The sequence below is a fragment of the Enterococcus sp. E4-223 genome (genome assembly GCF_035727065.1).
GTDB classification, from domain to species: Bacteria; Bacillota; Bacilli; order Lactobacillales; family Enterococcaceae; genus Enterococcus_B; species Enterococcus_B faecium.
Genome location: NZ_JAPMLH010000006.1, coordinates 48,634 through 63,027, shown reverse-complemented (window position 1 = coordinate 63,027; position 14,394 = coordinate 48,634). Strand labels below are relative to the sequence as shown.

The following is a 14,394-nucleotide window of genomic DNA, read 5'->3' as shown; positions in this document are numbered from 1 at the left end:
TTAAAAAAACTGCAGCAACCTTTATAAAACCGATTGCTGCAGCTTATTTTTGTTGCTTATACTTCAGACTTCATTTTAGATTTACGGTACCAGCTGTACGCTCCAATCATCAAACTTATTCCGATTAGTAAGAATGCCAAGAGCCCGTTCCCACCAGTAGCAGGAAGTGACCCGCGTTTCATATTCGGTACTCTTTCTGGCCCTGGATTTTCTACTCCTACGATCTGAATTTCTTCATTATAGCTTCCATAAGAGATGATAAATTCAGTAAAGGCTGCCTCACCTGTTGGAAGTACATAACCTTCTGGCGCCATGGTCTCTTTCATTTGATAGGTTCCATAATCTAACCCTTGAACCTCAAAGTATCCATTTCCATCTGCGACAAATTCTGTTGCTTGTCCGCTTGTTGCCCACTCAATTCTATCTGCTCCTGATTCATAAACAGCTAAAGACGACTCCCCTTTATAAAATATTGCGTATTCAGAACGGTCTTCATTCCACAATTCGAATCTTGCATCTTTAAGCAATTCACTGCTTGATGCATCATATTTTTCAAACTTTCTTCCACCTGTTGTGACTTTCTCTGGCGGCTCTACTCCTTCTTCATAATCAAATTCATCATTTCGTCCGATTTCAATAACCGCTGTGTTGTTATGGAAATCATCCGCTTCTAGTTCTGTGGAAACCTTCAAATTATACGTGATCGTTAAATCTCCTCCACGTGCATCTGCTAATCTACCTAAAGTATCTACTTTGGCTACTCCATTTTCTTCTGTCAAAATCGTCACGACAAACCCGTTGTTTACTACTTCTACTATATAATCTTGTCCTTTTGTTAAAATCGTCTCGCCGGCTCGCACTTCTATTTCCTGATCATAATAAGTTAGACCAACTGTAGGCGTATCTGTGATTTTGTAATTTTTGATAACAGCGCTTCCGTTTTCAAGGACAGAATCGATGAAATAAGGAATAGGTGCTGTGATCGTGTAAGAAGCCGTTTTTCCTCTTTCTAGATCAATATAAGAAATCGTTTCTTGTTCTCCAGCTTCATTAATAATCGTTACTTGTCTAAGGTCGCTTTCCTCTACATTCATCTGTTTATCTGCTTCTCTGATTTCGTTTTTCGGATACAAATGCACATCTGTATTGTATGTGTCTTTCCATGTAGAACCATCCCACACACCATCCACCATATCAGGCATCATCACTGGCATCATAACAACCATTGGAGACGCGATTCTGGAAATATGAGCTGGCGAATAAGTTTCTAAGAAAAGATAGACTTTATCTCTAGAAGAAGGTGCTTCTTCCGTCACTTGGACGGTAGAAAATACCGCTTCTCCAGCTTCATTCGTTGTTTGTTTGTCAATACTTGTCAGTCGATATTTTAAAAACCAACTTTCTGTGTGCCGTTTTTGAATCCATTCAATCGCTTCGGCAGAATTAAGACCGTCTTCTCGTTCCGGAGTTAAAGGATTATCTCGAATCAAATCGTAATATACTTCCGTTACGTCAAACAAATCAAAATCGACTCCTGGAATATTTTCTTCACCAAAATCCGTAGAAACCAATCCGCTATTCGGTCGTTCTTCCGGAACAGATGAGAAACCTTTTTTGTGTAATGTAATCGTCACTTCACTTGGTTTTTGTGCGACTTCTTCGGCTTGGACTAGTTTTCCGTTCCCGAAAATCCCTATTCCCGCAGTAACGAGTAACAGTACACTCATTCCCGTGACAATCATTTTTTTATTCATTTTTTTCTCCCCGTTCTTTTTTTATTAATAAAACAGCACCTAACAATAAAAGAATTCCTAGTAAAGAAATCAACGTTCTTGCTTCATTCGTTTGCGGGAATACGGACCATTTTCCTGATTGACCTGGATTGCTTGGACCACTCGGCTCTTTCGGGTTGTCCGTTGTTTCTTTTACGGTCTCGTTATAAACACGTGGTGTTGCGGATTCATAGGCAGAGACTGGAACTTTCCCGGATTCTAATTCAGCCATCTCCTGTCCGTTAACTACTACATATTGTGGTTGGCCTTTTGCATCCACCCAAAATTCAGGGATGATGACCTCGATTCTCTTACTTGCTTCATCCATCTCGTAACCTTCCACACCTTTTAATTCTTCAAAATAATAGGTGCCAGAAGGCAAGAAACGTTGTCCTGTCGTAACAAGGCCCTCTTTATCCGAAATGAATTTGCTTACATTTTTGTCATTCAAAGGATCATTGTCTGCTGGTTTGATCCATTGATTTTTCAAGTCATTAGCAGGAGCCATATCTAAATAATATTTCTCCCCTTCTATCATCTGATATAGAGCAAAAACAGCACCTTCTAATGGTTTTCCTTTTTCAGTTGTTCCTCTTTGACGTCCATACTTGAAGAAGTATGGATCTCTTAGATAACCGACATTTTTAGGATAGATATGAATCTCTTGCAGTTCCTCGGTTGATTCTGTCGGGTGATAAATTGGCAAAATAGCAGCAATTGGGATAGCTGTCTGATCGATATCAACATCCAATCCAACTTCTGGATCAATCGATTCTTCGAAAATCAAATAAACTGCATCCCGATCTTGGTTTTTCTTAGGTGCTTTGATACGTGCAATCCCGTCTCCTAATCCGCCAACCGTATCTTTCCCAGTTGTTACCGAAGTCCCTATTTGGACAAGCCTTTCTTCTGTGATTAGCTGACGGATATTGTTTCTGTTCGTTTCAGCGATTTGCTGGACGAATTCTTTAGGAGTCATGTTTTCAGCAGCTTTTTTTTCATGATAATAATCGGTCATGTCGTAAATGGCAAATGTCGCTCCATTTAGTGGCACCGTCTGTGAAATGATATCTGCTGTTTCCCCTGCTTCCTCAGAGATAGCCAAGCCATCATTTTCATGGTATTCAAATTGATCGTTATAATCGATATCTCGAATCATCCGTTTATGCAACACGAATTCCACGACATCTTCCCCTGATTCTTCTGCCGACATCGCCTGTGGAAGAAGGACTGCTGCAAGCGGTAGTAAAACAAGTAATTGAAGCATCAAACACAACAGCTTTTTCATTACCTTGCTCCCTCCTTTTTAGATTGTCTGACAAACAAACCATAGGCTGCTCCTGCAAGCGCCATGAAGAATGCAGCAAGCAGGATATAGAATAATCGTCCGGATCCTCCTGTAGCAGGCAACGGATTTTCAGGATCGTTCCCGACACTAAGCTGTAATCTGATTCGATTTGTCTCCAAAAGTTCATATTCTAACTCTTGCTGTAGATCAGGCGTCTCTGCTTCTTCGTTTGGATAATACGAAATCTCAACTTTTAGTGTACCCGCTTCTTTTCCTGGAACTACCCGATCATTTTCTATGTCAGGTTCTTCTCGATAACTAATTTCTAAAATAAAGTAACCTGGAAGTTTTCTATAGCTGTCAGGTGACTTCACTTCCTTGATCCGATAGACCCCTTCCAACAAGTCTGAAGCATTGAATAGGGAAGAATCGTTTGGATCTGGTGCCAAGCCTCCCTCGATGATTTCATACTCTCCTGCACTATTTTGTTTCTCAATTGAAAATTCTGCGCCTTCGAGACGTCGGCTATTCATACTGTCAATTTTCAAAAGTTCCAAATCGATTGGCGTTAGTTCATCTTCTAAGGTTACTTGTAGTACACCATCGATGATTTCATAGCCTTCCGGCAAGGGAGCAGTTTCGTCTTCGATGACCGTATCTTCAATGATAAACTTACCTTCTTCATTCAGTGCAAACTGGAACACTTGATCAGATAGCCGATACCCATTTGGTGCGACAGATTCCGAGACCTCATATTCACCGATAGACAGATGCAGGGGTTGGTCGTAATTTAAATCGACATACTTTTCTACTCCTACGGCACGAGAATAGAAGTATCCGATCCCAGGCAAACGTTTCGATTCTTCTGGTTCTAACGGATTACCAGTGTATGCTCGATACAGCGGGAAGGAAGAATCCCCCACTTTCCTGATATCGAAACCTGCACCATCTAATGTATGGCCTTCATGGTCTAATTTTCTCACTCGGATCTCCCGATAATCAAACGTATTGTAAGCAGTGAATGCTACCCATAAACGATCCTCTTCATCTGTTGTATACGTGAGATATTGCCAATTTTCTTCACCTGTTTGCTTGAGCTGGATAGTCCCTATACCATTATCGTAAATTCGCAAGATCCATGTGTCATTTTCGTCAGGTTCTTTGAAACCTTCTGGGTTCTGGCTCTCAATGATTTTGTATTCTGCATAGTTAGTAGTTTCTTCACTATCCTTATAAACAAATGAATCTGGCTCTCCGATTGGATGAATAACTTTCTCACCATCCACGATTACATATTTCCCGTCTTCATCTACTGAATAGAACGTGAGCCTCCCTTTCTCTTCCTCCACTTCGTTCACACCAGAAAGCCCTTTCGCTACTGGATATCCGATTTCCAGTCCGTTACCATCTGTTTCATAAAGTTCAAACTCTGCGCCATTGATTGGCATATTACTTCCTTCAATTAGTTTATTGATATTCATGTGGATTGGCTTGAATTCATTTCGCATTTCCAGTTTGACATACAACTCATCATACTCTGTGCCTTCTATGTTGGGCTCTTGTACAACAGAAAGCTTGTGATATTCTCCTTCATAATAGGAATTCGGATCTTTACCTTCCGGTCCGCCGACTCTCGAACCAGATGTATATTCATCTACAAGCTCGTAGTGACCTAACATCTCATCTTCGTTGGCTGCATATTTTTTGATTTGGAATTGATATGTCTCATCTACTAACTGATAACGTGGTGGTCCAGCGATCTCTCTGATCCAAAATATGTCGCTGACTGCTCCAGTTTCATCTCCTAAAATCGGCATCTTCGTTTCAAAGATCGCTATTCCGTCCGTGGTCGTTTTACTTGTTTCGATTGGTTCGGCTTCCCCACTCTCTGGATTTTGGTCATATAATGCAAATTCGACTCCAGCCAACGGCTCTCCATTTTGACCCTTCTTGCTGACTTGGAAATTACGGCCTTTATGTTCGTAACGAATGGAAGGAGATGGGAAATACATCCGTCCAGTAGTGATATCATTCTCATAATCCTCCAGGTTCTGAATATAGGCCATATTGTTCACTGTGTAAAAATTTCCGTCTTGAGCTCCCGCATCAAGTTTTACTTGGTACTTGATCCTGACCATTTCCCCTTCACCTAAAGAAATCGGAGAAAATTTATAAGCTTGGTTTTCCCGTCCGACATACGTTGTCGGAGTCGCCACTACTTCTGGTGGGGCTTGTCCATGACGTTCTTCATCCCATATTTCTGGCTCTTGGTACTTCATGCCGTTTTCTCCTGGATCTAGATGGTAAAACTGAATATCTGCCGATCTGCCAGCTCTAAATGGTGAGACATTAAAACCAGTTTCATCATAAAGTGTGGCTTGCTGGATCGTTCTCTTGAAGGTAGAAGAGATATCCTCCAAGGCTGTAACAATGTCATTCTTGTTGTTCGCATTGTAATATCGCGGTGTTACGCCATCTTCTTCTAAATCAGCAATATTTTTCAATACATTTCGTCCAATAGCATCTAGTCGTTGTCTCCCGCTAACGTTTCCATCGATTCCTAAACCAATGGAGAAGATACTTGGCGGGTTCTCTTGATACTTGTTTTTCAGCCAATGATGATAAGCAACTGTGTTGATCGCAGATGACTTTTCTTGCGAAGTAGGACTGCCATTCGTATTGTTATTAGAAGAACCATCACCAACCCAGTGAGTCGCTTTATTATCTCCTTCTTTTACCTCTCCATAACGATAGTGTACATTTACTTCATCTTCTGGACGGTTAAAGTCAGATGCATAGGTAACTGGATGAGTAAACCCTGCATTAGAAGTATTCCCAGAAAACTCCTCAAAATTTCTGAACAAAACGCCATTATCTTCAGCAATCTTATCTTCCATCACAGTCCAGTTGCTCCAAGCTCCATTAGTGTTCGTACGATAACTTGACTGAATCGGTGCATAACTGAAGGTCGGTGTCCCATCTCCCACAACGATCAGGATTTTTTCTGGATTTCTATTTTCTCCGCCATTGTCTTTATACAATGTTTCATAGCCATTTTTAAGCCCTAGTGTAAGCGGAGTTCCTCCGATTGGTGTACGATTTAATGCTGTATTCTCACTTCCCGTCAAACGATTGATATCATTTGTCAATGGAAAGATGTCCGAACTGATTTGCTCATGGTTATTGATAGCTGTACTATTATGGTAAAAATTCACCATACCGATTCGAATATCCAGACTCGGGTCAGAGAGCAGATCTTTACTCATTTCGTTTACTGCCTCAATCAACGCAGCATTTTTAGTTTGACTATTGGTCCCAACAGTTAATTCACTCATACTCGCTGACTTATCTAGAACAAAAACGATATCGATTGGACTGATTTCCTTTTTCTCGCTCCCGATGACATCTAGATAGACATTGTAAAGGGTTGTTGCATCTTCAGGATGTAGATCAGATGCTGTGCTGCTTGGCAGAACAGGTTCTACCCATTTTTTGATGTACGCCCCGTTATAATCCAAGTAACTGTTTTCAAAATTCCGTTCATTTCCCCAAAGCTGAACGGTTTGAGCTGGAACGTTTCTATCTTCTTCGCCTGCAGTTGATCCATTATTAGTAGCATAGTCGTAATTTCGCCAGTTCGCTCCCCCGTTTGTATAATCACTATCATCGATTAAGTTCTCTCCGTCATATGGCGAGCCTTTGTCTCCTTGATAGCGTTCATTGCTTTGTGTCCAATTTCCTAACACTTTTGTATAGTCATTCGTTGTAAATTTCGGGTAGCGATGCTGTTCGTTTTCAACTTCTCCGCTAGGATAGATATATTCATAGGGGTCTTGCGTAGCTGTTGGCCCAAGACGCTCCAAAATACCGTTGAATAACTGGCGTTGAATGCGCTGGAGTGCTTGACCGCTGGGTACGATTGGTTCGTCCAGCTTTTCCATCTCATTTTCTTCGCTACGTTGAATTTCAGCGGAATCTTCTGTATCAGTTTCATTTTCTTGTAATTCTTGGTTATCTATTCTTTCATCAACCACCACTTGAAGAGGTAGTTCCCCTTCGTTCACATCGGGGATCTTTTCTGTTTCAAAAATCAATGTGCCGGTTTCTGCTTCTTTTGAATAAACTTTTCCGACATACCATTCTTGACCATCGATTGTCTCGACTTTTAGGTCTTCTCCATCTTCATCATAGGAGGATAGACCTGTTCCACGAACGTTTTTTACGGTACCAATCCCGGCGGCTGCCGCATCGATTGCTAAACGTATTCTACCTTCATTGGCACTTTCCTTTTTTTCAAAAGCCAGATGCCATTCAAGGGTTTCTTCTTTTTCAATATACTTCCCTTCAATTTTTGCATAGTCCTCATCTAAGAATACCTCATCCTCCTTTGTTTCTGTTGACTCAGCAGCTACATCCAGTGTCGTCATATGATAGACTGACTGGAAATATGGTCCAAATAGCAAACTGACAGTTACTAACTGCAAAAGCTTCAATTTTAACCCTTTCACATCCTTATACTCCTTTCAAAAATATTTGTCTTCTTTCACAACAATCAACAAAACAATGCCCATCTAATTATAATTTAATTTAATTTTAATTTTAAATCAAAAAATATCCTTTTTAGTTAAAAAACACCAATTATACAACGTTTATTATTAAAATTAAATTATAAAATTTTATAACGTTCTCATTTAACAAAACTTAAGTTATTAAGACAAATGAATAAACAACTACGCTTTCCTCGAAACAAAAAAATAAAGCACAAATGCGCATTTACGCACTCATGCTTTATTCGTACAATTAATTCAGATAACGGCAGCGCATAGGATGCCAATAACACTTCCTAAAATAGCTCCTCCTAAAATGTCAGTAGGATAATGTAAAAGTAAAAAAATCCTCGAATAAGCGATCAAACAAGCAAATAAAAAGGCTAATATTCCTGCAACTGGACTTAATTCGAACAACGCAGCTACTGATAAAAAGGCTAGCGCTGTATGTCCTGAAGGAAAAGAAGAAGTCTTCGGTTTACTTGTGTAAAGGACAAGCCGACGATTTTTTTCATAAGGTCTTTTCCGTCTTGTCGTTTTTTTGATAAAAAGCAAACCAACAAAAAAATAGATCAAACTGCCGATAAGAATGGCTAGACCATATTCTCTAGTATCAGGTATCAAGACTAAAACAGCAGCAAGGAGCAACCAAATAAAACCACCATTAGAGATATTACTGATAAATTTCAAAAAATTGATTTTTCGACTATCCGTTTTCCGTTGCTTGGCGAACTTGTTGATAATACTATCATCGATTTTAGCAATCAAACGCAACATGTTATTCCTCCTTTTTAAGAACCTTTTCTTGCGTACGATGGATAAAAAGCAGGACTTGAAAATAAAACAAGAAACTGAAACCTAATAAAGCAAAATAGATTGGTCCTGCAAACCAGAATGCGACAAGAAGGATCAACGTGCCTGCCAAATAGAAAAGCGCGCTTTTGAAATCATTAAAAAACAAGAAAAATGCAGTAATCCAAGAAGCTTCTTTTTGTTCCAGTTGAAGCAAGATTTTGTAACTAAAGAGAAGCGCGCTTAATAGAAGCAAAAACAACGTAGTATACATCAATGTATAGCCAATTCCCCCACCCCAATAGCGGAAAATCTGATAATCGATCAATAGAAGAAGAAAATAAACACTTGCTAAACTATCTTGCTTTCCATAAAGAGAGAAGTTCTCACGAAACTTTTTCCAGAATAGTGAACCGAGCTTTTTCTCTTCATTTTTTTTGTAATGATAAATCATATACAGAACTGTTCGACTTGCAGTTCCTAATGTGAAAACAGGCAAGACGCACAGGAACCATAGTAGCTGTAAATGGATAAGACGTGGAATCCATTCAATGATTTCTAAGAAATAATCATTGGCTTTTTTACCAATCGATCGATTCATCATCCTTTTGAACCTCCTGTCAAATCCATCCCTTCAATGAAATAACGTTGTGCAAAAAAGAACAGCAAAATCGTCGGGATCAAGACAAGTGTTGCTCCTGCCATCAGATAATTCCATTGTGTCGTTGCTTGGTTCTGAAAAACTTGCAAGCCAATCTGTAACGTGTATTTTTCTTGATCTTGGATATATAACAGAGGACCTAAGAAATCATTCCAAGCTGCGTTGAAGGAATTGATCGCAATGGTAATCAAGGCAGGTTTCGTCAATGGAAGCATCAAATGACTCCAAATATACAAATGATTCGCTCCGTCGATTTCAGCAGCTTCGATCAATTCATTATTGATCGATAAGTAAAATTGACGCATCAGAAATATATTGAACGCATTGCCGAAGAACGATGGAACGATCAGGGGCAAATAAGTACCTACCCAGCCGATCTTGGAGAATAATACATATTGAGGGATCATCGTTACAAACCCCGGGATCATCATCGTAGAAAGAACCAAAGCAAACATCAGCTTTTTCCCAGGAAAATCAAGCTTCGCAAATCCATAAGCAATAAAAGAATTTGAAAGGACATTACCGATCACTACTAGCACAGTGATGAATAATGTATTTCTTGCATAGCGCCAAAAAGGAAAGGCGGCAATCGTATCCAGATAGTTTTCCCATACGATTTTTTCTGGGAAAAAGGTCGGAGGATAACGAACGATTTCTTCCATTGGTTTCAATGAAGTAAACACCATCCAAAGCAATGGAATGATCAAAATGATTCCTATCACTGTCATGAGGACATAACTTAGTATTTTTTTTGTTTGCCGATTCACACTGGTCTTTTTGAAATAATCCATCATTTGCCGTCACCTCCAGAATAATAGACCCACTTAGGTGCAAGCTTCAAATTGACAAACGTCAGAACCAACACGATCAGAAACAGGATCATTGACATAGCCATCGCATAACCCATATCAAAAGCTACGAACGCCTTGTTCCACATATGCAGATTATAAAAAAGCAAAGAATTTGCAGGTCCGCCTGTTCCATTTTTCGTCATGACATAAGCTTCTTGAAAAATTTGGAAAGAACCGATCGTAGAGGTGATCACATCGTAAAAAATAATAGGAGTGATTAATGGCAAAGTAATACTTTTGAACTTTCCCCAAACGCCTGCTCCATCGATTTCTGCTGATTCATATAAAGATCTAGGAACATTTTGTAATGTAGCTAAGTAAAGTAGCATTGCTCCTCCAGAACTCCATATTTTCATCAAAATCAACGCAGGTTTCGTCCATTGTGGATCAAACAGCCAAGCTGGTCCAGGGATATGGAACCAGCCCAGAAATGTGTTGATCAATCCTGCAGATGGAGAAAGCAGCTGCATCCATAAGATGTAGACTGCTACTCCTGATAAGACTGCCGGTAAATAGAAAGCTGTACGGAATACACTGATTCCTTTGATTTTTTGATTGAGTACTGTGGCTAAAAACACACTGAAAATCGTCGTCAACGGTACATTGAAGATGACGAAATAAACGGTGTTGTATAACGATTTCCAAAATAAATCATCGTGAACGAACATTCTTTTGAAATTTGCTAGACCAATGAAATTCATCTTGGATGTCAAATTATAATCGGTGAAACTACCAATAACTGAAAAAAGCATAGGCCCTAGCATAAATACCAAGAACCCGATAATAAAAGGCGAGATAAATAAATAGGCCCATCTTGCTTCTTTTTTCTTTCGGATAGATAAACGCTTCAAATTTTCTTGCCTCCTCTGTACCTAGACAGTCAAAAATGGATTATTGATTTTGCTTGACTAAGTTTTCTACTGCTTTTTGTGCATCTGCCAATCCTTCTTTTGGTGATTTTGTTCCTAAAAGAATCTGGTCAATCTGTTCATTCACTAATGTCGTGTAATCCGGAGCATCTAAAGGAACTGGTGTGATCACCGTATTTTTAAAGTTTTCGTCCGCCATTTGATAGATCATTTTTCCTTTATCCGTTAGGTTGTCATTATTCACTAAATTCTCATTGGCTGTCTTGCTCGCCATGATATCAAAACTTTTTTCGCCGAATTTTTCTTGTACTTCTGGAGAAGAAAGATATTTGATGAATTCATAAGAGGCCTCAGGATCTTTTGCTCCGTATGGTACTTCCAAGACGAATCCGCCACCCCACGACCAATGGCCTGAACCTTCTTCTTTTTCTGGGAGCTGCATCACGCCAAAATCAAAATCATCCGGTGCATTTTCCATCAAACTAGAGTAATAATTGATATTTTGGGCACGCATGGCTACTAATCCGGAAATAAATGGATCAGATACACCAGACCCAAATTCGGCTTCTAATTTATTGATCGTATTTTTCCCATAATAATCTTGCCAGTCTTGGATCCACTCCAAGGCTTCCACTTTATTTTTAGTATCAATCTTGACTTTTTCATCTTTGTCAAACCAACTAGTCCCGTTATCTGCGTTTAGCGCCCATACATCAGCCCCTAAATTCCATAATGGATAAAAACCGATGCGTGTAAATTCTTTTCCTTCTTTTTTATCTAGTTTACGTGCTGTTTCTTCTAATTCATCCCAAGTTGTCGGTAGATCTTGTTCACTGATTCCAGCTTCTTTAAATAACTTTTTATTATAAAAAATGACTTGTGTATCTGTATTGAATGGGATCGCATAAGGATCACCTTCATATTCTACTGTATCCCAAAGCTGCGGATAAAAATCCTTAGAAGTGTCTTTTTCTACATATTTGGAGAGATTAGTTGCTTGCTGTGCTTCTGCTCTTTGGGCAACGGAATTTATGTCCTGTACAATAACATCGGGTGCATTTCCAGCTGTTATTGCAGATAAAGATTTAGTCCAGATGTCACCCCATGGCTGATACTTATAATTTACATGGATCTCGTTTTGTGATTGATTGAAATCCTCAATGATTTCTTCGATAGCTTCTTTTCGTGCACCGGATCCCCAAAAGGACCAGAAATCAATATTTTTTCTTCCATCACTTGTTTTTTCAGAAGAATTTGCTGCACTTGAACTGGCATCGCTTGCATTACTTGATCCGCATCCTCCTAATAAAAACAATGCTGAACTTGCCAGCAACCCTGTAAACAATAATTTTTTCATATTTTACCTCCAAATTTTAATGTAACCGATGTCGGTTTTAATATAACGATATCATTTTGTTCTGAAAATAACAATTTATAAGGTATGATTCTAAAAAAATTATTAATGATACCAATACTTTATATAATTCGCGATCGTTTTCTTTGAATTTTTTAATCTTTCGTAGCAGAATGAGAATGTATTAAAAATAGATTAGGAGGAATTTTGATGTTTAGACACCAGAAAGAATTGCAGTTTGAAGCAAAACCAGATCGTCCGAATCCATTAATCGCGAAATATCTGCAGGAGCTGATCGGCGGCCAATATGGCGAGATGAGTGTAGCTATGCAGTACCTGTTCCAAGGCTGGAGCTGCCGAGGAGAAGAAAAATATAAAGATATGCTGATGGACATTGCAACAGAAGAAATCGGCCACGTGGAAATGTTGGCGACAATGGTTGCTCGTTTATTAGAGGGTGCGCCTGTTGAAGATCAAGAAGCAGCGATGCAAAAAGATCCAACAATCGGTGCCATTATCTCTGGAATGAATCCACAGCACGCGATCGTAGCTGGCTTAGGACCTCGTCCTGCTGACAGCGTGGGCAATCCATGGAGCGGTGCCTATATCATTGCGAGTGGCAACTTGTTAGCAGATTTTAGAGCTAATTTAAATGCCGAATCACAAGGAAGACTTCAAGTAGCACGTATTTACGAAATGATCGATGATCGTGGCGTAAAAGATATGCTGTCTGTTCTCCTTGCAAGAGATAGCTATCATCAAAATCTATGGGAATGTGCAGTGAAAGAATTAGAAGAAAAAGAAGGTTCGATCTTAGTCCCAAGTACTTTCCCGCGTGACAAAGAACGAAAAGACATTGCTTATGACTTCTATAACTTCTCAGAAGGAGACCAAAGTAGTGAGGGTTCTTGGGCTAGCGGCAAAGCATTGGATGGCGAAGGCGAATATCAATGGTTGAAAGAACCTAAGATCGAAGGCGCTGCGCCAAAATTAGAACCAGTAACACCAAAAATGTATGGGACACCTCCATTCAAGAAATAAATATCTACCCGTAGAAACACCCGTTTTTTGTTCCACACGCTTTGTGAGCAAAACTGACTAAAGTCATTAATCATAACCACCCTTCAAAAGGGTGGTTTTCTCTAGAGCTATAAGCTCAAAACACCGGCCAGCGCCTAAAGACGCTGGCTTTCACATTTTATGTTCAAGCCATATTGCCTTTGCCAGTTTTGCCCACCTCTTAAAAGGTTTATGTACTACTCCTTAGCCCTTAAAAGGATCGTCTTACTCTCGTACACTCAGCTTATCTAACGCACTATCATGTTTTTCTTGTTCTTGAATGTACTTTTTGATGGTCGCTTCATTTTGTCCTACTTTTGTCACATAGTATCCTTCCACCCAAAAGTGTCGATATCCAAATTTATATTTTAGATTTGCACAATCTCTTGATGATCTCCTGAATATTGGCTCGATATTGATTATAAATTATTTTTCTTCTATACTTTGGTGTGAATGCAATGTGGTATTTACACATCTACTTTGTACGGGCTAAACTATTTCCCTTTATTGCCCCACCCGCATAGCAAGTGGTTTTGTATTTCACTCGCTCGGCGCGCTCAATTAGGTCTAAAGACAATAAATCTAAAAACCCGCTGCTTCACTGACAGAAACAACGGGTTTTCAGAAAAAAATGAAATGAAAAAGATCTCTTACGACAATCTATTTTATTTTTTTGATTTTTTATAAATTGAAAATGCTTCAAGAAGTCCAAGAAATAAAGCCGTATAAAAACCAGAACCTATGAAATCTTTATTTATTAGATATTCAACAGAAATCCCGATAACACTAGCCAACAATATATTTATCAGAAGTGTAAAATAAGGATGCTTTTTATAGAATAGAACTAGTGTTGTTTTCATAGACTCTCCTTTCTTCATATTTCCAATTAATCACAAATTCACGGCATTACTAGAAAAATTAAAGGGGCGCAGAAGTGGAAAAATACTCTTCGACTTTCCCTACAAACCAGGGCATCTGGTGTTTAATAACTATACCAAATCTAAGGTACCTCTAAATCTAAATTCCATTTGTGGCGGTGACCTCCAATTTTTAACTCTTCTATCTCCCATCCAGTATACATAACCTTGATACTTCGACCACTTATATATCGAACACACCAATACCTATCCATTGCAGGAGTACTACCTAACTTAGTTGCTACTTGCATCTAAATAACAGCTGAAAAGATAGGACTTACTCT

General features: G+C 39.2%; 10 protein-coding genes and 1 pseudogene. 1 reads left to right on the top strand and 10 read right to left on the bottom strand.

What is annotated here, in order from left to right; all coding sequences use genetic code 11:
- Window positions 1–56: 56 nt before the first annotated feature.
- The 8 genes from OS139_RS09355 to OS139_RS09320 form a co-directional block, all read right to left on the bottom strand.
- A complete protein-coding gene (locus OS139_RS09355) occupies window positions 57–1,754 on the bottom strand; it encodes a SpaH/EbpB family LPXTG-anchored major pilin (RefSeq protein WP_002331658.1) in 1,698 nt (565 codons plus the stop codon).
- A complete protein-coding gene (locus OS139_RS09350) occupies window positions 1,747–3,060 on the bottom strand; it encodes a pilin N-terminal domain-containing protein (protein ID WP_002331659.1) in 1,314 nt (437 codons plus the stop codon). The genes OS139_RS09355 and OS139_RS09350 overlap by 8 nt, the downstream gene beginning before the upstream one ends.
- The gene (locus OS139_RS09345; protein WP_325066885.1) at window positions 3,060–7,568 is read right to left on the bottom strand and encodes a SpaA isopeptide-forming pilin-related protein; all 4,509 of its coding nucleotides are present in this window, start codon (window positions 7,566–7,568) and stop codon (window positions 3,060–3,062) included. The genes OS139_RS09350 and OS139_RS09345 overlap by 1 nt, the downstream gene beginning before the upstream one ends.
- Window positions 7,569–7,865: 297 nt before the next feature.
- Window positions 7,866–8,384, bottom strand: coding sequence for a phosphatase PAP2 family protein (locus tag OS139_RS09340; protein ID WP_002286782.1), 519 nt, complete (start codon window positions 8,382–8,384; stop codon window positions 7,866–7,868).
- Window position 8,385: 1 nt separating this feature from the next.
- On the bottom strand, window positions 8,386–9,003 hold the full coding sequence (locus OS139_RS09335) for a YesL family protein (RefSeq protein ID WP_002286784.1): 618 nt from the start codon (window positions 9,001–9,003) through the stop codon (window positions 8,386–8,388).
- Entirely contained in the window at window positions 9,000–9,854 is an 855-nt protein-coding gene (locus OS139_RS09330; RefSeq protein WP_002286786.1) for a carbohydrate ABC transporter permease, read from the bottom strand. Before OS139_RS09330 ends, OS139_RS09335 begins: the two co-directional genes overlap by 4 nt.
- A complete protein-coding gene (locus tag OS139_RS09325; protein ID WP_002286787.1) occupies window positions 9,851–10,762 on the bottom strand; it encodes a carbohydrate ABC transporter permease in 912 nt (303 codons plus the stop codon). The genes OS139_RS09330 and OS139_RS09325 overlap by 4 nt, the downstream gene beginning before the upstream one ends.
- Before the next feature lie 40 nt (window positions 10,763–10,802).
- Window positions 10,803–12,137, bottom strand: coding sequence for an ABC transporter substrate-binding protein (locus OS139_RS09320; protein ID WP_002286788.1), 1,335 nt, complete (start codon window positions 12,135–12,137; stop codon window positions 10,803–10,805).
- Between the two features lie 207 nt (window positions 12,138–12,344).
- Here OS139_RS09320 and OS139_RS09315 point away from each other — a divergent pair, with 207 nt between their 5' ends.
- A complete protein-coding gene (locus OS139_RS09315; RefSeq protein WP_002286789.1) occupies window positions 12,345–13,175 on the top strand; it encodes a manganese catalase family protein in 831 nt (276 codons plus the stop codon).
- Between the two features lie 243 nt (window positions 13,176–13,418).
- Here OS139_RS09315 and OS139_RS09310 read toward each other — a convergent pair.
- A pseudogene (locus OS139_RS09310) lies at window positions 13,419–13,668 on the bottom strand (transposase).
- Between the two features lie 190 nt (window positions 13,669–13,858).
- The gene (locus tag OS139_RS09305) at window positions 13,859–14,053 is read right to left on the bottom strand and encodes a hypothetical protein (protein WP_002295146.1); all 195 of its coding nucleotides are present in this window, start codon (window positions 14,051–14,053) and stop codon (window positions 13,859–13,861) included.
- Window positions 14,054–14,394: the final 341 nt, after the last annotated feature.